Annotated in this window: 18 protein-coding genes; 10 read left to right on the top strand and 8 right to left on the bottom strand. The window is 72.1% G+C overall.

The features are described from left to right. The first annotated feature begins 8 nt into the window (after positions 1 to 8). Together ACZ49B_RS24865 and ACZ49B_RS24860 are read left to right on the top strand one after the other, a co-directional pair. Entirely contained in the window at positions 9 to 2,003 is a 1,995-nt protein-coding gene (locus ACZ49B_RS24865) for a 4-alpha-glucanotransferase (RefSeq protein WP_468309730.1), read from the top strand. A 20-nt stretch (positions 2,004 to 2,023) separates the two neighbouring features. Beyond that, complete coding sequence (locus tag ACZ49B_RS24860; protein WP_468309727.1) at positions 2,024 to 2,263, top strand: hypothetical protein; 240 nt, start codon at positions 2,024 to 2,026, stop codon at positions 2,261 to 2,263. A gap of 201 nt (positions 2,264 to 2,464) precedes the next feature. Here the strand turns inward: ACZ49B_RS24860 and ACZ49B_RS24855 are convergent, their stop codons facing one another. Then, positions 2,465 to 2,959 carry a MarR family winged helix-turn-helix transcriptional regulator gene (locus ACZ49B_RS24855; protein WP_468309724.1) on the bottom strand — a complete coding sequence of 165 codons (495 nt, stop codon included), beginning with the start codon at positions 2,957 to 2,959 and terminating at the stop codon, positions 2,465 to 2,467. Positions 2,960 to 3,070: 111 nt separating this feature from the next. On the opposite strand from ACZ49B_RS24855, the gene ACZ49B_RS24850 reads away from it, so the two are divergent. From ACZ49B_RS24850 to ACZ49B_RS24835, 4 genes are all read left to right on the top strand, one after another. Beyond that, positions 3,071 to 4,360, top strand: coding sequence for an MFS transporter (locus ACZ49B_RS24850; protein WP_468309721.1), 1,290 nt, complete (start codon positions 3,071 to 3,073; stop codon positions 4,358 to 4,360). Positions 4,361 to 4,425: 65 nt separating this feature from the next. Then, positions 4,426 to 5,364 (top strand): EamA family transporter, encoded by a 939-nt coding sequence (locus ACZ49B_RS24845; protein WP_468309719.1) that lies wholly within the window; start codon positions 4,426 to 4,428, stop codon positions 5,362 to 5,364. 53 nt (positions 5,365 to 5,417) lie between these two features. Continuing rightward, the gene (locus ACZ49B_RS24840; protein WP_468309716.1) at positions 5,418 to 6,344 is read left to right on the top strand and encodes a DMT family transporter; all 927 of its coding nucleotides are present in this window, start codon (positions 5,418 to 5,420) and stop codon (positions 6,342 to 6,344) included. A gap of 10 nt (positions 6,345 to 6,354) precedes the next feature. Further along, entirely contained in the window at positions 6,355 to 7,254 is a 900-nt protein-coding gene (locus tag ACZ49B_RS24835; RefSeq protein ID WP_468309713.1) for a LysR family transcriptional regulator, read from the top strand. A gap of 79 nt (positions 7,255 to 7,333) precedes the next feature. On the opposite strand, the gene pepN (ACZ49B_RS24830) is transcribed toward ACZ49B_RS24835, so the two are convergent. Continuing rightward, positions 7,334 to 9,919 (bottom strand): aminopeptidase N, encoded by a 2,586-nt coding sequence (pepN, locus tag ACZ49B_RS24830; RefSeq protein WP_468309711.1) that lies wholly within the window; start codon positions 9,917 to 9,919, stop codon positions 7,334 to 7,336. A 141-nt stretch (positions 9,920 to 10,060) separates the two neighbouring features. On the opposite strand from pepN (ACZ49B_RS24830), the gene ACZ49B_RS24825 reads away from it, so the two are divergent. Further along, the gene (locus ACZ49B_RS24825; RefSeq protein ID WP_468309709.1) at positions 10,061 to 10,582 is read left to right on the top strand and encodes a DUF1203 domain-containing protein; all 522 of its coding nucleotides are present in this window, start codon (positions 10,061 to 10,063) and stop codon (positions 10,580 to 10,582) included. A 73-nt stretch (positions 10,583 to 10,655) separates the two neighbouring features. Here ACZ49B_RS24825 and ACZ49B_RS24820 read toward each other — a convergent pair whose 3' ends face one another. The 3 genes from ACZ49B_RS24820 to ACZ49B_RS24810 all read right to left on the bottom strand — a co-directional run bounded on the left by ACZ49B_RS24820 (position 10,656) and on the right by ACZ49B_RS24810 (position 16,062). Further along, the gene (locus tag ACZ49B_RS24820) at positions 10,656 to 11,684 is read right to left on the bottom strand and encodes an aspartate-semialdehyde dehydrogenase (protein WP_468309706.1); all 1,029 of its coding nucleotides are present in this window, start codon (positions 11,682 to 11,684) and stop codon (positions 10,656 to 10,658) included. Positions 11,685 to 11,892: 208 nt separating this feature from the next. Then, entirely contained in the window at positions 11,893 to 15,222 is a 3,330-nt protein-coding gene (locus tag ACZ49B_RS24815) for a S8 family serine peptidase (protein WP_468309703.1), read from the bottom strand. Positions 15,223 to 15,495: 273 nt separating this feature from the next. Beyond that, a complete protein-coding gene (locus ACZ49B_RS24810) occupies positions 15,496 to 16,062 on the bottom strand; it encodes a CGNR zinc finger domain-containing protein (RefSeq protein ID WP_468309700.1) in 567 nt (188 codons plus the stop codon). 131 nt (positions 16,063 to 16,193) lie between these two features. On the opposite strand from ACZ49B_RS24810, the gene ACZ49B_RS24805 reads away from it, so the two are divergent. Then, positions 16,194 to 16,652 (top strand): VOC family protein, encoded by a 459-nt coding sequence (locus ACZ49B_RS24805; RefSeq protein ID WP_468309697.1) that lies wholly within the window; start codon positions 16,194 to 16,196, stop codon positions 16,650 to 16,652. Positions 16,653 to 16,675: 23 nt separating this feature from the next. Beyond that, positions 16,676 to 17,578: a pyridoxamine 5'-phosphate oxidase family protein gene (locus tag ACZ49B_RS24800; protein ID WP_468309694.1), complete on the top strand. Its 903-nt coding sequence runs from the start codon at positions 16,676 to 16,678 to the stop codon at positions 17,576 to 17,578. Here the strand turns inward: ACZ49B_RS24800 and ACZ49B_RS24795 are convergent. Then, positions 17,554 to 18,513 carry a hypothetical protein gene (locus ACZ49B_RS24795; RefSeq protein ID WP_468309691.1) on the bottom strand — a complete coding sequence of 320 codons (960 nt, stop codon included), beginning with the start codon at positions 18,511 to 18,513 and terminating at the stop codon, positions 17,554 to 17,556. The genes ACZ49B_RS24800 and ACZ49B_RS24795 overlap by 25 nt on opposite strands. Before the next feature lie 158 nt (positions 18,514 to 18,671). Next, entirely contained in the window at positions 18,672 to 21,230 is a 2,559-nt protein-coding gene (pepN, locus tag ACZ49B_RS24790; RefSeq protein WP_468309688.1) for an aminopeptidase N, read from the bottom strand. A gap of 124 nt (positions 21,231 to 21,354) precedes the next feature. Here pepN (ACZ49B_RS24790) and ACZ49B_RS24785 point away from each other — a divergent pair, with 124 nt between their 5' ends. Continuing rightward, positions 21,355 to 22,002, top strand: a complete 648-nt coding sequence (locus tag ACZ49B_RS24785; protein WP_399251625.1) for a mycothiol-dependent nitroreductase Rv2466c family protein — start codon at positions 21,355 to 21,357, stop codon at positions 22,000 to 22,002. 123 nt (positions 22,003 to 22,125) lie between these two features. On the opposite strand, the gene ACZ49B_RS24780 is transcribed toward ACZ49B_RS24785, so the two are convergent. Then, the gene (locus tag ACZ49B_RS24780; RefSeq protein ID WP_468309685.1) at positions 22,126 to 22,782 is read right to left on the bottom strand and encodes a superoxide dismutase; all 657 of its coding nucleotides are present in this window, start codon (positions 22,780 to 22,782) and stop codon (positions 22,126 to 22,128) included. Between the last annotated feature and the right edge of the window lie 177 nt (positions 22,783 to 22,959).

Here is a 22,959-nt window from a genome sequence, read left to right as displayed (position 1 = left end):
GTATTCACATGGACGACCTCGCCCGGCTCGCGGCCCTGCACGGCATCGCCACCACCTACCGGCCCGCCGAGGACGTCACCGTCCCGGTCCCGGAGGCCACCGTCAAGGCGCTCCTCGGGCTGTTGGGGGTCGTCGCCGACGACGCCGAGGACGTCCGGGTGCGCGCCGAGGACGCCGTACGGGAGGAGGCCGAGCGGCTGCTGCCGCGGACGGTGGTGCTCTGGCAGGGGGAACCCGTGCCGCCGGAGCCCGCCGGGCTGCCGCCGGGCACCCGGGTGCGGGTGGCCGCCGAAGAGACGGGGGAGGAGCTCGCGTGGGGCCCCGGACTGCCGCTCGGCGTCCACCGCCTCGCCGCCGAGACCCCCGACGGCCGCACCGGGGCCGCCACCCTGATCGTGGCCCCGGAGCGGGCCCCGGCCGCGCCCGAGCGGGCCCACGGGCTGCTCGTCCAGCTGTACTCCCTGCTCTCCGAGCACTCCTGGGGCATGGGCGACCTCGGCGACCTGGCCGCGCTCGCCCGCTGGGCCGGCCGTACCCACGCAGTCGGGTTCATCCAGGTCAACCCGCTGCACGCGGCCGTGCCCGGGGTCCCGTCCGACCCCTCCCCGTACCGGCCCTCCACACGCCGCTTCCCCGACCCGGTGCACCTGCGGATCGAGGACGTACCCGAGTACGCCGACTGCCCCGATCCGGGCGCCCTCGCCGAACTCGCCGCCCGGGGCGGGGAGCTGCGCCGCGCGGTCCTGGAGAAGGGGGCGCTGATCGACCGCGACGCCGTCTGGGCCCTCAAGCGCGCCGCCCTGGAACTGCTGTACGCGGTCCCGCGCACGCCCGGACGGGAGGCCGCCTACCGGGAGTTCTGCGCCGAACAGGGCGAGGCGCTGGACCGGCACGCCGCCTGGTGCGCCGAGCACGCCGACGACGACCCGAGAAGCGGGGCCGACTTCCACCGCTGGCTGGTCTGGCTGACGGTCACCCAGCTCGCCGCGGCCCAGAGCGCCGCCCGCGAGGCCGGGATGACGGTCGGCATCGTGCACGACCTGGCCGTCGGGGTGCACCCGAAGGGCTCGGACACCGCCGGCCCGCCCCTCTACGCGGACGGCGTGTGCGTCGGCGCCCCGCCGGACGCCTTCAACGCCCGCGGCCAGGACTGGGGGCTGCCGCCGTGGCGGCCCGACCGGCTGGAGGCCACCGGCTACGCGCCGCTGCGGGCCCTGCTGCGCGGGGTGTTCCGCTACGCGGGCGCCCTGCGCATCGACCACGTCATGGGTCTGTTCCGGCTCTGGTGGATCCCGGAGGGCGCCCCGCCCGCCGACGGCGCGTACGTCTCGTACGACGGCGAGGCGATGCTCGCGGTCCTGGTGCTCGAGGCCCACCGGGCCGGGGCCCTGGTCATCGGCGAGGACCTGGGGACGGTGGAGCCGCGGGTCCGCCGGGCGCTGGCGCGGCGCGGGGTGCTCGGCACCTCCGTGCTCTGGTTCGAACGGGACTGGGCGGGCGACGGACAGCCGCTCGCCCCGGAGGCCTGGCGGGCCGACTGCCTGGCCACCGCCACCACCCACGACCTGCCGCCCACCGCCGCCAAACTGGCCGGCGGCCACGTCGAACTGCGCGACCGGCTCGGCCTGCTGACCCGCCCGGTGGAGGAGGAGCGGGCCCAGGACGCCGCGGACACCGCCCAGTGGCTGGACGTGCTGGAGGGGCTCGGCCTGGACACCAAGGGCGAGGAGGCCGCCGTACGGGCCCTGTACGGCTTCCTGCTGCGCACCCCCGCCCGGCTGGTCGGCGTATGGCTGCCGGACGCGGTCGGGGACCGGCGGCCGCAGAACCTGCCGGGAACCTGGGACCAGTACCCCAATTGGCGGCTGCCGGTCGCCGACGCCGCGGGACGGCCGCTGACCCTGGAGGCGCTGGCCGCCTCGCCCCGGGCGAATGCCCTGCTGGCCGCGGTGCGGGAGGGGGCGGGTTCCCGTACGGCACCCCCGGGCGCGCGCCTCGTTTAGGTGTTCGCTACGTTTGCACCGTGGACAAGAAGAACGCTCTGCGCGCCGGCGCCGTCACGGCCGGATCGACGCTGATGATGCTGCTGATGACGTCGCCCGCGCTCGCGGTGACCCATGACGACGGCGACGACCCGGGCAAGGGCCTGAACGTTGCCCAGACCCTCGGTCTGTACGTCGGCCTGCCGATCCTGCTGTTCCTGATCATCGCGGGCCTCGTGATGGTCCTCGACAAGTCGGACAGGCCGCAGACGCAGGGCTGACCCCGCGGGGGGTAGTACCCGTCAGAGACTTCCGGGGCGCCGGGGGTCCGCAGGCCGGTGCCGTGAAGGCGTCGGTGCGGACCCCCGGCGTCCCGTTGTGCGTTCCGGACGCCGGCCGGGCGCTTTTTGACGCCCGCCGGACGCCGGCCGGGCGCTTCTTGACGCCCGCCAGACGCCGGCCGGGCCCTTCCTGACCGCCCGCTAGACGCCGGCCATCAGCTTGCGGAGCAGGCCCGTCAGGACGGCGACCTCCTCGTCGCCGAGCCCGGTGAGTGCGGCGCGCTGCACCTCCAGGCCGGCGGCGACGGCCTCGTCGACGAGGGCGAGCCCGCGGTCGGTGATCGTCACCTGCAGCCCCCGCCGGTCGTGCGGATCGGGCTTGCGGCAGAGCAGCCCGGCCTTCTCCAGTTTGTCCAGGCGCCCGGTCATGCCGCCCGTCGTGAGCATGAGCGTGGCCGACAGCTGGCGCGGCGAGAGGGTGTACGGGGCGCCGGAGCGGCGCAGCGTGCCGATGACGTCGAACTCGCCGCGCGAGATCCCGTAGCGGGCGTAGGTCTTCTCCACCGCGTCGCCCATGGCCCGGGAGATCCGGTAAATGCGGCCGAAGACGGCCATGGGGGCGGTTTCCAGGTCCGGCCGCACTGCAGCCCACTGGTCGATGATCGCGTCGACGGCGTCCTTCTTGGCCTCGGTCATGCGCGCAGTATCCGGCCTTCCTCCGATCGTTCGCAAGAAAGTTGCTTGACGGAAAGTAGCTTAGGGGTAAGCTACTTTCCAGCAATCTACTTCGGGGGAGGAACAGTGGCCATGGCCAAGGAAGCAAGGGTGGCGGGGGAGCGGCCCCTGCTCGTCGGCGTCGGTGTCAGCGCGGTCGGGATCGGCATGTACGTCCCGTTCTCCCTCGTCTTCTTCCACCACGTCACCGGCCTCTCCTTCGCCCTCGTCGGCGTGGTCATGACCGCCACCGGCCTGGCCGGACTGGCCTTCATGCCGCTGGCCGGCTCGGCCGTCGACCGGTTCGGCGCCCGGCGGACCGTCCTGGTCCTCTACGCGCTGCGGGCGCTCGGCTTCGCCCTCTACCCGTTCGCCGGCTCGCTGCCCGCCTTCGCCGCCGTCGCGCTCGTCACCGCCCTGGCCGACCGGTCCTTCCCCGCCGTCCAGCAGTCCCTGATCGGGGAAGTGGCGCGCGGCGGCGCCCGGGACCGGCTCCAGGCCTCGCTGCGGGCCCTGCAGAACGCCGGGATGGGGGCCGGAGCCCTGATCGTCTCCGGAGTGCTGGCGCTGTGGGGAACCGCCGCCTTCACGTACACCGCCTGGGGCAACGCGCTCGCCTTCGCGCTCGCCGGACTGCTCGTGCGCCGGGTCCGCCCGGTGCGCGACGGGGCGGGCTCCACCGCCGAGCGGCCGGCCGCCGGATACCGGATGGTCCTGCGCGACCGGCCCTTCCTCGCGCTGACCGCCGCCAACTTCCTGACCGCACTGGGCTACGCGGCCCTGTCCGTGCTCTTCCCGCTGTACATCGCCACCTGGCTGCACGGGCCCGACTCCCTCACCGGAGCCGCGTTCACCGTCAACACCGCCCTGTGCGCCGGGATCGGCGTGCTCGTCGCGAGCCGGGTCCGCCGCTCGGGGGCCCGCCGCACCCGCTCGGCCGCCCTCGGGGCACTGCTCTTCGCCGCCGCCTTCGTCGGGCAGATCGTGCTCGGCACCCTGCGACCCGGGCAGACCGCGACCCTGGTCGCCCTGCTGGCCATCGTCGTCGTCTACACCCTCGGCGAGCTGGTGCACAGCCCGTCCGGCGGGGCCCTGTCGGTCTCCGCCGCGCCGGCAGCCGTACGAGGCCGCTACCTCGCCACCTACCAGCTGTCCTACTCGCTGGCCACCGCGCTGGCCCCCTCCCTCTTCACCGCCCTGCTCTCCGTCGACGGCCGCCTGCCCTGGGCCGTCCTCGCCGCCGCCGCGGCCGGCGCCGCGCTGGCGCTGGTCCGGCTGGAGCGGCGGCTGCCGACCGAGGCCGTGTACGCCGAGCCTCCGGCCGTGGTGGTCGCCGCCGGGGCGCGGACCCCGGCTGCCCCGGCGCAGACCCCGGCTGCCTGAGCCGCCCGCCGGTGGTCCGGCTCCGCTCGTCCCGAGTTCCTCATCCGTCCGAGGAGTCCCCTGTCATGAACCGTTTCGCCACCGTCGCCGTGACCGCCCTCGCCCCGGTCTCCTGGGGCTCGACCTACGCCGTGACCACCGAACTGCTCCCGCCCGACCGGCCCCTGTTCACCGCGGTGATGCGGGCCCTGCCCGCCGGCCTGCTGCTCACGGCCCTGTCCCGCAGACTCCCGAGCGGGCAGTGGTGGTGGAAGTCCGCCGTCCTGGGCACGCTCAACATCGGCGCCTTCTTCCCGCTGCTGTTCCTCTCCGCCTACCGGCTGCCCGGCGGGGTGGCGGCCGTACTCGGCTCCGCCGGACCGCTGTTCGTCGTCGGACTCGCCGCCCTCGTCCTGGGGGAGCGGGCGCGGCTGCGGACCGTCCTCGCCGCCGTCACGGGGGCGTTCGGCGTGAGCATGGTCGTCCTGACCGCCGAGGCCCGGCTGGACCTCGTCGGCATCGTCGCCGGTGTCGTCTCCTCCGCCTCCATGGCCGCGGGCACGGTCATGACCAAGCGCTGGGGGCGCCCGGACGGGGTCGGCCCGCTGGCCGTGGCCGGCTGGCAGCTCACCGCGGGCGGCCTGGTCATCATCCCCGTCGCGGCCCTGCTCGAGGGGGCGCCGCCCGCGCTCGACGGCAACGCCCTCCTCGGCTACGGCTACATGATGCTGATCAACACCGGCGTCGCGTACTGGCTCTGGTTCCGCGGCATCGGCCGGCTCACCGCCACCTCGGTCACCCTGCTCGGCCCGCTCTCCCCGCTCAGCGCGGCCGTGATCGGCTGGGCGGCCCTCGGGCAGGCACTGTCGCCCGTCCAACTCGTGGGCATGGGGATCGCCTTCGGCGCCACCGTCGCGGGCCAGCTGTTCGCGGCCGCCCCGGCCCCGACGGAATCGTTCAGTTCTGCTGAACAGAATGATCGAAACATTTCGATGGACCTGACGGATGGCTCGGTGCGACGGTAGATCCATGCCGGACGGACAGACCGTCCGACCAGCACCCGAGGGGGAGATACACCGTGGCCGTCATGGACCGGGTCCGTACCGTCGCGCAGCACACGCCGGGCATCCGGGCGAAGAAGGGGTCCGCCGGGCTCGGCGTACTCCTCGCCCTGGTCGCCACGGTCGTCTGGTCCGGCAGCTTCGTCGCCACCCGGGGGATGGCCGACGCCGTCCCGCCCGTCCAGGCCGTGTTCTGGCGCTGGATCATCGCCACCCTCGCCGTCGCCCCCTTCGCGGCCCGGCAGGCCTGGCAGCAGCGGGAACTGATCCGCCGGCACCTCGGCTTCATCGCCCTCGCCTCGCTGTTCGGCGTCGCCCTGTACAACACGCTCGTGCACCAGGCCGGACTGACCACCTCCGCCTCCAACATGGGCATGATCATGGCCGCCTCGCCCGTCGTCATGGCGCTGTACGCCCGCCTCGGCGGCGAACGGCTCGGCGCCCGGCGCACCTTCGGACTGCTGCTCGCCGCGTTCGGTGTGCTGCTGCTCGTCGGGGACGGCTCGCTCGGTTTCGACTTCGGGGCCGGCGACCTGTGGATGTTCGCCGCCGCCCTGTCGTTCGCCACGTACAGCGCGCTGCTGAGGCGCAAGCCCGCCGAGCTCGGCGGACCGGCCTTCCTGATCACCACCTTCGTGCTCGGCGCGCTCATGCTGGCCCCCGTGTACGCGGTGTCCGTCACCGTCCAGGGCGGCTTCGAGGTCACCGCGGGGACCGGCGGCATGCTGCTCTACGTCGGCGTCATGTCCTCCGCCGTCGCCTTCTTCGCCTGGAACAAGGCCGTTTCGCTCATCGGCGCGGCCCGGGCAGGGGTCGTCTACTACCTCCAGCCGGTGTGCGTCGCCGGCCTCGGCCTCCTGCTGCTCGGTGAGCGGACGGGCCCGGCGCAGCTGCTCTGCATGGCGCTGATCCTGGGCGGCGTGGGCTTGGGAGCCCGGCGGTAGGTTCGGTCCCATGACCGAGTGGGACATCAAGAAGCTGCGGATCCTGCGGACCCTGGCCGACCGGGGGACCGTGACCGCGACGGCCGAGGCGCTGCACATGACGCCCTCGGCCGTTTCGCAGCAGCTGACCAATCTCGCACGGCAGCTGGGGGTTCCGCTGCTGGAGGCGCAGGGGCGCCGGGTCCGGCTCACGGATGCCGCGCACCTCGTACTGCGGCATGCGGAGGCGGTGTTCGCGCAGCTGGAGCGGGCGGATGCCGAGCTGGCCGGGTACCTGGCCGGGGATGCGGGGGAGGTCCGGATCGGGGCGTTCTCCACGGCCGTGCCGGTGCTGGTGGTCCCGGCGGTGGCGGCGCTGCGGCGGAGCCACCCGGGGGTGGAGGTACGGGTACGGGAGACCGAGGCGGCGGAGTCGTACGAGCTGCTGTCCGCCGGGGCGGTCGACCTTGCCCTCTCACTGGCGGCCCATGCCCCGACGGCCCGGGACCCGAGGTTCACCCGGCTGACGCTGATGGAGGACCCCCTGGACGTGGCCCTCCCGCCGGACCACCCGCTGGCGCAGGCTCCGACCCTGCGGCTGGCGGACCTGTCCGGCGACCCGTGGATCTACGGGGGCAGCGGGCCGTGGCAGGAGATCGCCCGCAACGCCTGCGAGGCGGCCGGCTTCGTCCCGGAACAGGCGCACTCGGCGTCCGGCTGGACCGCGATCCTGGCGATGGTGGAGGCCGGAATGGGCGTGGCGCTGGTCCCGCGCATGGTGTCGAGCCGGGCCTCGGGGGTGACGGTGCGGGTCCTGACCCGCGACCGGCCGACCCGGCACGTCATCGCGGCCACGCGCCGCGGCTCGGAGTCCGCGCCGGCGGTGGCGCACGCACTGGCCGCTCTCCGCGAAGCCGCCGCGGCCCCCTAGCCCTTCGGGCCCCCGTGCTCTTCGGGCCCCGTGCCCGGTGGGCCCGCCGAACGTGCTCGGCGGGCCCACCGGGGTGGCGTCAGGCCGAGGCGGAGGCCGCGTCCGCGGACTGGGCCTTCAGGGCGCGTTCCACGCCCGAGCGGGACTCCGAGACCAGGCGGCGCAGGGCCGCGTTCGGCTGCGCCGAGGCCAGCCACGCGTCCGTCGCCGCCAGGGTCTCCGGGGAGACCTGCAGGGCCGGGTACAGGCCCACCGCGATCTGCTGCGCGATCTCGTGGCTGCGGTTCTCCCAGATCCCCTTGATCACCGCGAAGTACTTCTCGGTGTACGGGGCCAGCAGCTCGCGCTGGTCGGTCTGGACGAAGCCGCCGATCACGGCCTCCTGCACCGCGTTCGGCAGGTCCGCCGAGTCCACCACCGAGGCCCACGCCTCGGCCTTGGCCTCCGCCGTCGGACGCGCGGCCCGCGCGGTGGCCGCGTGGCGCTCGCCCGCCGCCGTACGGTCGCGCTCCAGCTCCGCCGCGATGGCCGGCTCGTCCAGCACACCCGTGGCGACCAGGCGCTCCAGGAACGCCCACCGCAGCTCGGTGTCGACGACCAGGCCCTCGACCTCCGCCGCACCGTCCAGCAGCGCGGACAGGTAGGTCAGCTGCCCCTCGGTGCGGGCCGTGGCCGCGAACGCGCGGGCCCATGCCAGCTGGTGGTCGCTGCCCGGCTCGGCGCCGCGCAGGTGCTCCAGCGTCGCGTCGGTCCAGGTCGCCAGGCCCTGCTCCCGCCACGCCGGGTCGGCGTACAGGTCGACGGCCAGCTTCACCTGCCGGTGCAGCGACTGGACGACGCCGATGTCCGACTCCTTGCCGATGCCCGACAGGACGAGGGCGAGGTAGTCGCGCGTGGCCAGTTCGCCGTCGCGGGTCATGTCCCACGCCGAGGCCCAGCACAGCGCCCGCGGCAGCGACTCGGTGAAGTCGCCCAGGTGCGCGGTGACGTTGGCGAGGGAGACCTCGTCCAGGCGGACCTTGGCGTACGACAGGTCGTCGTCGTTCAGGAGGACGACCGCCGGACGGGCCCGGCCGACCAGCTCCGGCACCTCCGTCAGCTCGCCGTCGATGTCCAGCTCGATCCGGTCCGTACGGACGAGCTTGCCGCCGTCCAGGTCGTACAGGCCGATCGCGATCCGGTGCGGCCGGAGCGTCGGCTCGCCCTTGGCGCCCGCAGGCAGTGCCGGAGCCTCCTGGCGCACCGCGAACGCGGTGATGTTCCCGGCCGCGTCCGTCTCGATCGCGGGGCGCAGGATGTTGATGCCGGCCGTCTCCAGCCATGCCTTCGACCAGGTGGTCAGGTCGCGGCCGGAGGTCTCCTCGAGGGCGCCCAGCAGGTCCGACAGGCGCGTGTTCCCGAACGCGTGCGCCTTGAAGTACGCCTGCACGCCCTTGAAGAAGGCGTCCATGCCCACGTAGGCGACGAGCTGCTTGAGCACCGAGGCGCCCTTGGCGTACGTGATGCCGTCGAAGTTGACCAGGACGTCGTCCAGGTCACGGATGTCGGCCATGATCGGGTGCGTGGACGGCAGCTGGTCCTGCCGGTACGCCCAGGTCTTCATCGAGTTGGCGAAGGTCGTCCACGCCTGCGGCCACTTCGTGCCCTCGGCGTACGCCTGGCAGGCGATCGAGGTGTACGTCGCGAACGACTCGTTCAGCCACAGGTCGTTCCACCACTCCATGGTGACCAGGTCGCCGAACCACATGTGCGCGAGCTCGTGGAGGATCGTCTCGGCACGGCCCTCGTACGCCGCGTCCGTCACCTTCGAGCGGAAGACGTACTGGTCGCGGATGGTGACCGCGCCCGCGTTCTCCATCGCGCCCGCGTTGAACTCGGGGACGAAGAGCTGGTCGTACTTGGCGAACGGGTAGTCGTACGCGAACTTCTCCTGGAACCAGTCGAAGCCCTGGCGCGTGACGGCGAAGATCGCCTCGGCGTCCAGGAACTCGGCGAGCGACGGCCGGCAGTAGATGCCGAGCGGCACCGACTGGCCGTTCGGGCCCTCGTACGAGCTGTGCACCGCGTGGTACGGGCCGACGATCAGCGCCGTGATGTACGTGGAGATGCGCGGGGTCGGCTCGAAGCGCCAGACGTTGTCCTTGACGTCCGCGGCGTCCGGCGTCGGGGAGTTCGAGATGACCGTCCAGCCCTCGGGGGCCGTCACGGTGAACCGGAACGTGGCCTTCAGGTCGGGCTGCTCGAAGCTGGCGAACACGCGCCGCGCGTCCGGCACCTCGAACTGGGTGTACAGGTAGGCCTGCTGGTCGACCGGGTCGACGAAGCGGTGCAGGCCCTCGCCCGTGTTGGTGTACGCGCAGTCCGCGACGACCTTCAGCTCGTTGGCCCCGGCCGCGAGGTGCTTCAGCGCGATGCGCGAGTCCCGGAAGACCTCGGCCACGTCCAGCGACTTGCCGTTCAGGACGACCTCGTGCACGGCCGGAGCGACCAGGTCGATGAAGGTCTCCGCGCCCGCCTCGGCGGACTGGAAGCGCACGGTGGTCACGGAGGGGTACGTGCCGCCCTCCTGCGCCCCGCTCAGGTCGAGGTCGATCTCGTACGAGTCGACGCTGAGCAGCTTCGCCCGCTGCTGAGCCTCTTCACGGGTCAGATTCGTGCCAGGCACGCGTTCATCTCCTTCGATGGTGACGTTGCCCCGCCATCCTTCCACGTGGCGCAGACCAGACGCCCGGGAGTAATCCACGGGCGAAACGCGGCGTCCGATTTCCGCCAGCTTCGCCGCGTCCGGGCGGGCACCCTGGACGCCATGACCACACATTCGAAGCCCCGGCCGGCGCTCCACGGCGTACGCCCCCTCGCCCCCGCCGCCCTCGCCGGCCTGCGCGTCCGTGACGACGCCGGCCGGCCCTGCCTGCCGTACGAGGACCCCGAGGGCGGCGCCCCGCTGCGCTGCTGCCTGCGCCGCAGCCACCCCGGGGAGCGGATCGCCCTCGTCTCGTACGCGCCGCTGCGCCGCTGGGCCGCCGAGACCGGCGCCGACCCGGGCGCGTACGACGAGCAGGGCCCGGTGTTCATCCACGCCGCCGACTGCGGCGGGCCGGCCGAGGGCTCCGGGTACCCCTTCGCCCAGACCGGGGCCCTGCGCACGGCGCGCCGCTACGACGCCGGGGGCCGCATCCTCGGCGGGCGCGCCCTGACCCTCGGCGAGGAGCCGGACGCGACGCTGGAGGAGGCGCTGGCGGAGGCCTTCGCCGACCCGGACGTCGCCCTCGTGCACGTCCGCGCCGTCGAGTTCGGCTGCTTCCTCTTCGAGGCCCGCAGGCCCTGACGGCCGACGGCCGGCGGGAACGCAAAAAGGGGCGGCACCGGCCGGTGCCGCCCCTTTTTGCGTGGCCGGACGCTCAGCCGCGCAGTTCCTCGGCGACGAGCTCGGCGATCTGGACCGCGTTCAGGGCCGCGCCCTTGCGCAGGTTGTCGTTCGAGAGGAACAGCGCGAGGCCGTTCTCGACCGTCTCGTCGGCGCGGATGCGGCCCACGTACGAGGCGTCCTTGCCGGCCGCCTGCAGCGGGGTCGGGATCTCCGAGAGCTCGACGCCCGGGGCGTCCTTGAGCAGCTCGTACGCGCGCTCCACGCTGATCGGGTTCGCGAAGCGGGCATTGACCTGGAGGGAGTGGCCGGCGAAGACCGGCACGCGCACGCAGGTACCGGAGACCTTGAGCTCCGGGATCTCCAGGATCTTGCGGGACTCGTTGCGGAGCTTCTGCTCCTCATCGGTCTCGAAGGAGCCGTCGTCGACCAGGTTGCCCGCGAGCGGGACCACGTTGTACGCGATGGGGCGCTTGTAGACGGTCGGCTCCGGGAAGTCCACGGCGCCGCCGTCGAAGGTCAGCTGGTCGGCGGCCTCGGAGACCGCGCACGCCTGGCCCTTGAGCTCGGCGACGCCGGCCAGGCCCGAGCCGGAGACGGCCTGGTAGGTGGTGGCGACCATCGCGGTCAGCCCGGCCTCCTCGTGCAGCGGGCGCAGCACCGGCATCGCGGCCATGGTGGTGCAGTTCGGGTTCGCGATGATGCCCTTGGGGCGGTTCTTGATCGCGTGCGGGTTCACTTCGGAGACGACGAGGGGCACGTCGGGGTCGCGGCGCCACGCGGAGGAGTTGTCGATCACGACCGCACCCTGGGAGGCGACCTTCTCGGCGAGGGCCTTGGACGTCGAGCCGCCCGCGGAGAAGAGCACGATGTCCAGGCCGGAGTAGTCGGCCGTGGAGGCGTCCTCGATGGTGATCTCCTTGCCCTCCCACTCGAGGGTCGAGCCCGCGGAACGGGCCGAGGCGAACAGCCGCAGCTCGTCCACCGGGAACTTGCGCTCGGCGAGGATGCCGCGCATGACTCCGCCGACCTGTCCGGTGGCTCCGACGATTCCGACCCTCACGGTGACTCCTTTTGGTACGTACGACGCGGGCGCGTGAAGCCATCATGCGTTCGACCCCACGAGGCTTGTCCAATCCATTGTCCGAGGAACGGACAGTGTCCTGGGTGTGAACCCGGTTACCGTCCGGTAGTCAGGCCCGTGGCGTACGAAAAGCCCGAAGGGGCGGTGCCCGGTCGGCACCGCCCCTTCGGTCGTGGAACCGGTGGAGCTACGGGGTGACCTTCTCGATCTGGACGCTGCCGGTGCCGGCGGCGGTGCCGCGGGCGTTGAGCAGCTTGACCTCGCCGAAGAACTGACGGCCCTCGGGGGCCGGAGCGGCGGCGAGGACGTTCGCCGTGACGGACGCCGAGGCACCGTTGGCGAGGTTCACCGCGGCACCCTCGTCGACCTGGACGGAGCCCAGGGCGGACGAGAAGTACACGTCGCGGTAGTTGAACGTGGTGGACCCGGACGGAACCGCGTAGCCGTCCACCTGGATGGTGTAGGTGCCGGCGGCCGGGTTGAGCAGGGTCACGGCCTCCTCGGAGTCGCCGTCGGCGGAGGAGCCGACCTTCACGCCGTCCTTGAGGACGGTGAGGTCGAGGTCGGCACCGGTGTCGGAGACACCGCCGATGGCCACGTCCAGGCGGGAGACGCCCTCACCGATGGTGACGGTGCTCGTCTGGGTCTCGCCGTTCGCGATGGTCGGCTTGGCGACCTTCGCGGAGCCGAGCGGGCCGCCCTGCAGCTTGCCGCCGGAGATGGCGGCGGCGTCGTTCTTGATCGTCCACTGGACCGGGGCGGGGGTGCCCTGCTTCACCTCGGGCAGGACCTTGACCGCCGGGTCGAAGGCCGCGCCGAGGACGCTGACGTCCAGCTTGAACGGGTTGTCGAGCAGCGGCGACGTACGGCGCGACTCGACCTCGATCTCCCAGACGCCCGGCTGCGGGTTCTCGTACGAGCGCAGGTCGGGGCGGCAGGTGTTCGCCGGGTTGTCGTAGTTCGGGTAGCACTGGGTCGTCGCGCTGTCCTCGACGCCCACACCGTACGGGTGGATCGAGATGAAGCGCGTCTGGCTGCCCGCCGCGAGACCGCCGAGGGCGACCTCGAGGGACTTCGCACCCTGCGGGACGGTGACGAAGTACGACTTGTGGCTGTTGCGCTGGACGGAGGAGGTGTCCGACATCGTGAACGACGGCTTCGCCAGCGGGGTGGAGGCGACGACCGTGGTCAGGATCTGCTTGTCGATGCCCTCGGTGGTCTCGTCGTCCAGCTGCAGGATGCCGCTGTGGACGCCGGCCGTCTTGGGCTTGGCCTCGACCTTGATGGTGACCGGCTTGTTCAGCGGCAGCGTGACGTAGTCGTAGTCGCCGACGATCTTGAACGTGCCGTCGTTGTTGCGCCAGCTCAGGTTGTGCCGGGTGCCGTACTTGACGCCCGTGGTGCGGGTGACGACGACGTCGTAGACCTTCTTCTGGCCGACCTTGAGGCCGCCCTCGCGGTCGTAGAGGCCGGTGCCGAAGCCCGGGGTCTTCAGGAACTGGTCGATCGCGGTGTCGACCGGCGCCTTGACGGTGAACTCGTTGGCCTTGGCGTCGCGCTGGAGGGACTCCCACGCGTCGACGATGTTGATGAGGCCCGCGCCCTGGGCGTGCGCCGGGACGTCGGCGATCTTCTTCGCGGTGCTGGTGAGCGCCACGCGCAGGCTCGCCGGGGTGACCGTCATGTGCTGCTGCTTGGCGGCCGAGAGCAGCAGGGCGCTGGCGCCCGTCGCCTGCGGCGAGGACATCGAGGTGCCCTGCAGCATCGAGTAACCGGCCGGCAGGTTGTAGCCGGCCTCCTTCACCGGGGAGCCGGGCAGCCAGGTCTGCGTGGTGTTGATGGCAGCGCCGGGGGCGGTGATGGTCGGCGTGAAGCCGCCGTCCTCACGCGGACCGCGCGAGGAGAACGGGAACATGTCGTACTTCTTGCTCACGCCGGAGCCGTAGTTCGCGGCCCAGGTCTCCTTGGAGACCGCGGCACCCACGGAGATGACCTTGTCCGCGAGACCGGGGTCGCCGATGGTGTTGACACCGGGGCCCTCGTTGCCCGCCGAGATGACGAGCTGGACACCGTAGGTGTCGATGAGGTTCTTGTAGAGCTCGGCGCGGGCGTTGTTGCCGTCGTTCAGCGCCGGCAGGCCGCCGATGGACATGTTGACGATGTCCACACCGCGGTTGACGACGAGGTCGATCATGCCCTCGGTCAGCGCGACGTTGGTGCAGCCGCCGGACCAGGAGCAGGCGCGCGAGGAGACGATCTTCGCGCCGGGCGCCTCGCCGTTCATCTTGCCGCCGAAGAGGCTGTTGGCGGCGGTGATGCCGGCGACGTGCGTGCCGTGCTCGGACTCGATGATGCCGATGTTGACGAAGTCGGCCTTCTTGCCGACCCAGTCACCACCCAGCGGGTCCATCGGGACGTCCTTGCGGATCTGGATCACGAACGGGATGCGCTCGGCGACGTCGGTCGACGGGTTGTCCGTGCCGAAGTAGCCGACCTGGTAGCCGTCCTTGTACGGCTTCATCGGCTCGTTGTTCGTGAAGTCGCCGTCCTGGTCGGTGTCGACGCGGACGGTGCCGGCGGCGGCGTCGTAGAGCATGCCGAACCGGTCGGTGGTGTCCCCGTCCCGGTTGACGTCGCCCTTCGCGTCACCGGTGGCGGTGATCGACTCGCTGAAACGGCTCCACTGGTACGAGCCCTCCGGGGCCTTCCAGCTCTGGCCGCCCGCGCTGAAGGTGCCGCCCGCGGCCGTGACCGGGGTGATCTGCGCACGCCAGGTGGCGTCGTTGTCGGTGATCGGGTCGGTCGCGGTGACCCAGTCGACGATCTTGCGCTCGCCCGTGGTGGTCTTCTGGAGCGCCGGGTGGCCGAGGTCGACGCCCGAGTCCAGGATGCCGATGGTCACGCCGCGGCCGTCGGCCTGCGGGTTCTTGGCGACGAAGTCCACCGCACCGGTCTCGAAGGACGGGTTGTACGGGTTCTTCGCGGGGGTGTTCTTGTCCGGCCCCGGGTAGGCCTCGGAGGCGGTCTTCTTCGCCGAGCTCGAGTCCTTGCCGCCGTCGGGGCGCGGGTCCGAGAGCTGGATCTCGTGCTTGAGGTCCAGGGCGTGCACCGAGGACAGCTTCGCGGCCGCCTTCAGCGCGGCCTCGGCCTTGGCGGTCGGCAGCGTGGCCCGCACGTAGCCGAGCTTGTCGTTCGTCTGGCCGACCGAGGCGCCCTGGACCGCACCGAGCTGGTCGGCGACCTGCTTGGTCTGGCCGGGAGCGGTGGCCACCATGACGGTGACGGTCGCGTCACCCTTGGCCTTGGCCGCCTGGAGCAGCTCGGCGTCCGCCGAACCGATCTTCTGGTCGGCTGACTTGACGGCCGGGCCGGTGCCCGGGGTGCCGGCCGCGGGGCCGGTGGCCGCGAACACGGGCATCGCGCCCGCGGTCGCGAGCGCGGCGACCAGACCGGCCGCGGCCGCGACGCGTGCAACGCGTCTGGCCCCGGATATGGAGCTGGGGGATTCGAGGGTCATCAGCATCCCTGGATAAGTGAAAGATACGGTCCGGATTTCGGTGCCGGATGACCGGTCAGCTTTGCGCAAGTGACAGCTCTTTGGGGAGCGTTGTCTTGACCGAGACCTGACATGGCGGACTCTCGCCAGGTCGGGCCATGTGCCATCGAGGTCGTACCGGGGCGTAACCGTGCGAATCGCAGGGGGTGAAGAGTTGATTTATCGACTTCCCGACCTCATTGCGGGGATGGTCCGAAGCCCCGTCTCAGATCGGGTGTGACAACTTCCGGGCCGTCAGCGCTCGCGCGTGCGCGCGTAGTGCCGCGAGGCCTTCGCCCGGTTTCCGCACACCGACATCGAGCACCAGCGCCGGGTGCCGTTGCGCGAGGTGTCGTGGAAGTGCAGCACGCACGTCCCGGAGGCGCACTTGCGGATCCGCTCGGGCGTCGTGGCCAGCAGTTCCAGGTAGTCGCGGGCGGCCGTCCAGGCCGGACCCCAGGTCGGATCCGCGAACTCGGCGCGTTCGCCGGGGCCTTCGGCGGTGAGGGTGGCCCGGATCCGCCCGTGTTCGAGGACGGCGTCGATCAGGGCGCGCGCGCTCTCGTCGTCCGGGTCGGCGACCGCGCGGGCGAGCGCCTCGCGGGCGGTCAGCAGGTGGACCAGGGTCGCGGCGTCGGCGCGGAACCGGCCGGCCAGGCCGGTGCTCTCCAGCCAGATCGCGAGCCCCTCGATCCGGGTCAGCCCGAAGGCCCCCGCGAAGAGGTCGGTGATCTCGCCGTCCCGCATCCAGCGCGTGTTCAGCAGGTCCAGGGAGACCGGCTCGCCCGTCAGGGGGCGGGGGTCCGCGGCCTCTGTCGCCATCTCGCCACTCCTCCGTACGCGCCTGCTAACCCCTCAAGAGTACGTGAGCGGTTGACGCGCCTCGCTCTAACCCTTAACTTGGAGGTAGAAGGTTAGAACCTACGTCGTGGAACCGATGAAAGGGGGCAGCCGTGACGGCTGTCATCAGCAAGCTGCGCACCGGGCACGTGGGCCTGAACGTCACCGACCTCACCCGCTCCCTCGCCTTCTACCGGGATGCCCTCGGCTTCGAGCCGCTGGGCGAGGGCAAGGAGGAAGGCCGCCGGTTCGCCTTCCTCGGGCAGGACGGAGAGCTCGTCCTCACGCTCTGGCAGCAGGCCGACGGCGGGTACGCCCCGGCCGCTGCCGGACTGCACCACCTGGCGCTCTCCGCCGCCACCATCGACGAGGTGCGGGCGTACGAGGAGCGGCTGCGCGGGCTGGGCGTGGAGTTCGCGTACGAAGGGGTCGTCGCCCACGGCGAAGGCAGGGCCTCCGGCGGCATCTTCTTCCACGACCCCGACGGCACCCGCCTGGAGATCTCCGCACCGGCCGGCGCCGAGGAGGCGCCCGCCCCCGTTTCGGGGGCTCCGACCTGCGGGTTCTTCTAGGCGCTCAGTCAGGAGGCGGCATCATGGACCGGTACCACCAGGGCTCGCTGGCCGTGCAGGAACGCGTGGGGGTGCGCGAGCTCGCCGACCACGTCGGCCGTTCGATCGGCGCGGGCATCAAGGACGTCGCCGCGGCCTTCCTGGGGCTGCAGCCGCACCTGGTCGTCGGCGCCGCGGACGGGACGGGACGCATGTGGGCCTCGCTGCTCACCGGCGCCCCCGGTTTCGTCCGGGCCACGGGTCCGCACAGGATGGCGGTCGTCGGCGGAGTGCCGGCCGGGGACCCCCTCACCGAGGCGCTGGCCACGGCGGGTACCAGGGTCGGGACCATCTCCCTCGACCCGCGCACCCGGCGCCGCATGCGCCTGGGCGGGACCCTCGAGGTGACCGCGCAGGGGTTCGCGGTCGAGGCGGACCGGGTCTTCGCCAACTGCCCCAAGTACATCCAGAAGCGGCAGCCGCTGGAGCTGGTCGCCGAAGGAGCCGGTGTCGTGCGCCGCGGGAGCGCGCTCACCCCCGACCAGGAGCGGGCCGTCCGGGCCGCCGACACCTTCTTCGTCGCCACCACCGCCGGGAACGGGGTCGACGCCAGCCACCGCGGCGGGATGCCGGGCTTCGTCGAGGTGCTCTCGCCGGTTGAGCTGTCCTGGCCGGACTATGCGGGCAACGCCATGTTCCTGACCCTGGGGAACCTGGCCGCCGATCCGCGGGCCGGGCTGCTGTTCCCGGACTGGGAGAGTGGGGCGGTGCTCCAGCTCAGCGGGCGGGCCCGGACCGAGTTCGGCCCGGACGGCAGCCGGAGCGTCCGCTTCCGCGTCGACTCGGTGGTGGAGGCCCTGCACCCCGGGAGGCTGCTCTGGAGCGCCCCGGAGTACTCGCCGGCCAATCCGGCGCCGCCACCTCACCGAGGGAGGACGACCAGGTAGGCGGCGGGCTCGCGGTCGGCGGACGCCGTCAGGGCGGTCCGGACGACCGCGGCCTGCTGCTCGGGCCAGTCGCGGAGCTTGCGCGGGGTGATGTGCAGGACGGTCACCCCGAGCCGCTCCAGGGTCTCCCGCTTGCGGACGGCCTCCGAGAACTGCTCGTCCTCGCCCTGCCGGGGTGCGCGGGTGTCGATCTCCACGGCGACGGCCTGCTCGGGCCAGAACGCGTCGACCCCGCCCAGGTGCGGGCCGCCGGGCAGGCGCAGATCCACGTTCCAGACCGGCTCGGGCAGCTCGTAGCCCCGTACGAGCTGGTACAGCCGGTCCTCGGCGATCGCCCGGCCCTCGGCGAGCAGCGACTCGACGGCGTCCACCACGTGGGGGCGGTTCAGCAGCCGGGCCACCGTCAGCTCCCGTACGACGGCTCCGGGTTCGCAGTGCCCCGCGCGGACGGCCTCGCTCAGCAGGCGGCGTACGGTGCCCGCGTCGGAGAGCTGGGCGACGGCGTCGGCCACGGCCCGGGCCACGGGCGCGACGGGCAGCCCCGTCACCTGCTGCGCGCGGGGCGGGGTGTGCGACCGCACGATCCGCACGCTGCCGACGGAGCGGAGCCGGCGGGTGTGGGGCACCAGCACGTCGATCTGCGCGAGGGCGGTGAGCGCGGGGGCGGAGCCGAACCGGTACAGCGCGAGGGCCGCCAGCCCGGTGATCATGGCCTCGCCGCCGCGGCGGCCCGCGTACAGCAGGGCGGCGTGCAGGCGCTCCTCGCTGGTCGCGGTGCCCGCGTGGAGGAGGAACACCCCCGGCAGGATCTCCTGCCAGGGCCGCGCGGCCGCGTCGGAGGCGCTCACGCCGTGCTCGCGGAGCTGGGTGAGGCTCATCACGCGGGGGCGGCTGCCCGTGAGGTGGGCGAGGGGGAGGGGTGCGTTGTGGTTCATGCGGCGGAGATTCCCGCTCGCCCGGGCCCCGCTAACCCCTGTTACGGTCCCGTCGACAAATCCGGACAAGCCCGCACTAAAGTACGGCCGTTCGAAAGCCGATACCGCCGTTCGCTTCCGCCGGCGGGGCCGCAGGCCCGGCCCCGCCGAGGGGAGCGTCAGACCGCGGCGGCCGCCGCGTCGCAGGCCTGCGCGCGCAGGGCGCGGGCCAGGTCGTCACGGGCCTCCAGCACCAGGCGGCGCAGCGCCGGCGGAGCCGACTCGTGGGCCGACAGCCAGGCGTCCGTCGCGGCCAGCGTGGCCGGCGAGTCCTCCAGCGACGGGTACAGCCCCTTCACCACGTGCATGGCGATCTGGATCGAACGCTCCGCCCAGATCCGCTCGATCACCTCAAAGTAGCGCTCCGCGTAAGGCGCCAGCAGCGCCCGCTGCGAAGGCTGCTGCATCCCGGCGATCGTCGCTTCCACCAGTGCGTTCGACAGCGCGTCGGATTCGACCACCGCCGCCCAGGCCTGGTCCTTGACCGCCTCCGAGGGCCGTGCCGCCAGGCACCGCACCTGGTGCCGCTTGCCCGACGCGGTGTCGTCCCGCACCAGTTCCGCCGCCAGCGCGGCCTCGTCCACGGCGCCGTGCGCGGCCAGCGGCAGCAGGAAGTCCCACCGCAGCTCCTGGTCCACGTCCAGCCCGTCGATCCGGGCCGACCCGTCCAGCAGCCCCAGCAGCAGCTGGAAGTCGCCCTCCGTCGCCGCGCCCGCCGCGAAGAAGCGGGCCCAGGTCAGCTGGTGCTCCGAGCCCGGCTCGGACATCCGCAGCTCCTGCAGCGCGACCGCCGACAGCACCCGGCCCCCCTGCTCGCGCCAGTCGGCCGCCGCGTAGTGCGTGACCGCGGTCAGCGCCTGCGCGTGCAGCATCTGCAGCACGCCGACGTCGCTCTCGCGCCCCGCGTGGGCCAGCACCATCGAGACGAAGTCGCGCGCCGGCATGAGCCCGTCACGGGTCAGGTTCCACAGCGCCGACCAGCACAGCGCCCGGGCCAGCGGGTCCGCCACGCCTCCGAGCCGCTCGCGCAGCGTCGCCAGCGAGCCCTCGTCGAAGCGCATCTTGCAGTACGTGAGGTCGTCGTCGTTGACCAGCACCAGGTCGGGCCGTTCCTGCCCGGCCAGCTCGGCGACGACCGTCGAGGCGCCGGCCACGTCCGCCTCGGCTCGCGCGTAGCGGACCAGCGCGGCCTCCTCCAGCCGGTACAGGCCCACCGCGACCCGGTGCGGGCGCAGCTCCTCGCCCTCCTGGACCACGGCCAGCTCGGTCACCCGCCCGCCCGCGTCGTACGTCACCACCGGCGTCAGCACGTTCACGCCCGCCGTCTGCAGCCACGCCCGCGACCACTCGGCCATGTCCCGCCCGGAAACCTCCCCGAGCACCGACAGCAGATCGTCCAGCGTGGTGTTCCCGTACGCGTTGGCCTTGAAGTAGCGCCGCGCGCCCTCGAGGAACGCGTCCCGCCCCACGTACGCCACCAGCTGCTTGAGGACCGCCGCGCCCTTGGCGTACGTGATGCCGTCGAAGTTGAGCTTCGCGTCCTCCAGGTCACGGATGTCGGCCGTGATCGGGTGCGTGGAGGGCAGCTGGTCGGCCCGGTACGCCCACGCTTTGCGGCTGTTGGCGAAGGTCACCCACGCCTGGTCGAAGCGGGTCGCTTCCACCTGCGAGAAGGAGCCCATGAAGTCCGCGAAGGACTCCTTCAGCCACAGGTCGTCCCACCACTTCATCGTGACGAGGTCGCCGAACCACATGTGGGCCATCTCGTGCAGGATCGTGTTGCAGCGCCGCTCGTACGCGGCTCGCGTCACCTTTCCGCGGAAGATGTACTCCTCGCGGAAGGTCACCATCCCCGGGTTCTCCATCGCGCCCAGGTTGTACTCGGGCACGAAGGCCTGGTCGTACTTCCCGAAGGGGTACGGGTAGTCGAAGTGCTCGTGGAAGAAGTCGAACCCCTGCTTGGTGACCAGGAAGACGTCGTCCGCGTCGAAGTGCTTCGCCAGCCCCTTGCGGCACATCGCACCCAGCGGGATCGTCAGGTCCCCGCGCGTGTAGGTGTCCGTCACGTAGTGGTACGGGCCCGCCACCACGCACGTGATGTACGTGGAGATCGGCGCGGTCTCGGCGAACCGCCGCGTCTGGCCCTCGCGGGACACCTCCGCGCCGTTGCTCCAGACCTGCCAGCCCTCCGGCGCGGTCACCTCGAAGCGGTAGGGCGCCTTCAAATCGGGCTGCTCGAAGTTCGCGTAGACCCGCCGCGCGTCGGCCGGCTCGTACTGCGTGTAGAGGTAGACCTCGCCGTCCTCCGGGTCCACGAAGCGGTGCATGCCCTCGCCCGTCCGGCTGTACGCGCAGTTCGCGTCCACCACGAGGACGTTCTCGGAGGCCAGCCCGGCCAGGGCGATCCGCGCCCCGTCGAAGACGGCGGCCGGGTCCAGTGCGCGGCCGTTGAGCGTGACGGAGTTCACCGACGGGGCGACGAGGTCCGCGAAGCTGGCCGAGCCGGGGGCCGCGGACCGGAAGCGGATCGTGGTCACCGAGCGGAAGGTCCGCGGGCCCTCGGCCGGTTCGGCCTCGTCCACGGCGGACCTCAGGTCGAGGACCACCTCGTACCCGTCGACGGACAGCAGCTCGGCCCGCTCGCGGGCCTCGTCACGGGACAGATTCTCTCCGGGCACGTGCACTCCTTCGTGCGTGATCGCGATACCTGATCGAATCCTCCCACGGGGGAATGCGGAAGGTCCTGGCCTGGTTGGCGAGGGGGAACAGGACCCGTGGTACCCACGCGACACGAGGAGAGACATGGCCGACACCCAGGTGCGAGAGAAGACCCCGGTCGACTTCTGGTTCGACCCGCTCTGCCCCTGGGCCTGGATGACGTCCCGCTGGATGCTGGAGGTCGAGAAGGTCCGCGACGTCGAGGTGCGCTGGCACGTGATGAGCCTCGCCGTCCTCAACGAGAACAAGCTCGACGAACTGCCCGAGCGCTACCGCGAGATCCTCGGCCCCAAGGGCTGGGCGCCGGTCCGCGTGGTCATCGCGGCCCAGCAGAAGCACGGTGACGAGATCACCGGCAAGCTCTACACCGCGCTCGGCACCCGGATCCACAACGAGGACAAGGGCGCGACCCGCGAGGTCATCGCCGAGGCGCTGGAGGAGGTCGGCCTGCCGGCCGAGCTGCTCGCGTACGCCGACTCCGACGAGTACGACCAGGTGCTGCGCGACTCCCACAACAACGGCATCGAGCGCGTCGGCCAGGAGGTGGGCACCCCGGTGATCTCCGTGCCCGGCGCCGAGGGCGACGAGGTGGCCTTCTTCGGGCCGGTCGTCACCCCGACCCCGCGCGGCGAGGCCGCGGCCCGGCTGTGGGACGGTACCCTGCTGGTCGCCTCCACCCCCGGCTTCTACGAGATCAAGCGCACCCGTACCCAGGGCCCGATCTTCGAGTAGGCCTCCCGCCGAACACGGAAGACCCCCGCAAGTCACGTCCTTGCGGGGGTCTTCCGTTGGACACGTCCGCACGCGAAGGCTGAGAAGACGATCACGAGGCGGACGGGCTCGGCGGGGCTGTGATCAGCCCTTGGCGGGGATCAGCAGCGGGGTGTTCGCCTTGGCGTCGGCGTAGCGCCCGGCCACGTCCTGCCAGTTGACGACGTTCCACATGGCCTCGATGAAGTCCACCTTCTGGTTCTTGTACTGCAGGTAGAAGGCGTGCTCCCAGGCGTCGAAGACCAGGATCGGCACCGAGGCCTGGCCGACGTTGCCCTGGTGGTCGTAGACCTGCTCGACGAGCAGGCGGCCGCTGATCGGCTCGTACGCGAGCACGCCCCAGCCGGAGCCCTGCGTGGCGGAGGACGCGAACGTCAGCTGCTTCTTGAACTTCGCGAAGGAGCCGAAGGACTCGGTGAGGGCGTCCGCGAGCTCGCCGATGCCGTCCGCGGCGGTGGGCTCGCCGCCGCCCTCACCGGTCTTCGGGCTGGCCATGTTGTGCCAGTAGATGCTGTGCAGGATGTGGCCGGAGAGGTGGAAGGCCAGGTTCTTCTCCAGGCCGTTCAGCGCGCCCCAGTTCTCCTTGTCGCGCGCCTCCTCCAGCTGCTCCAGCGTGGTGTTGGCGCCGGCGACGTAGGCCGCGTGGTGCTTGTCATGGTGCAGCTCGACGATCTGCGGGTTGATCACCGGCTCGAGCGCCGCGTAGTCGTAAGGAAGCTCAGGAAGCGTGTAGATGGCCATGCGTGTTGTCCGGTCCCCTCGGCGTGCCAACTGCTTATTGCAATCTATGCGCAACTGCATGCTAGCAGTATCTATTCCGGTGATCACGTAAGGGTCACCTGACCTCGTCGGGTGTGCCCCGGGTACGGCGAAGGCGCTCCCCCTGCCCGGTGGCAAGGGGAGCGCCTTCGTGGTGTG

The organism is Streptomyces sp. NPDC031132 (genome assembly GCF_055570595.1).
The sequence above is the reverse complement of the archived record's forward strand: the minus strand, read 5'-3'. Positions and strand labels throughout refer to the sequence as shown.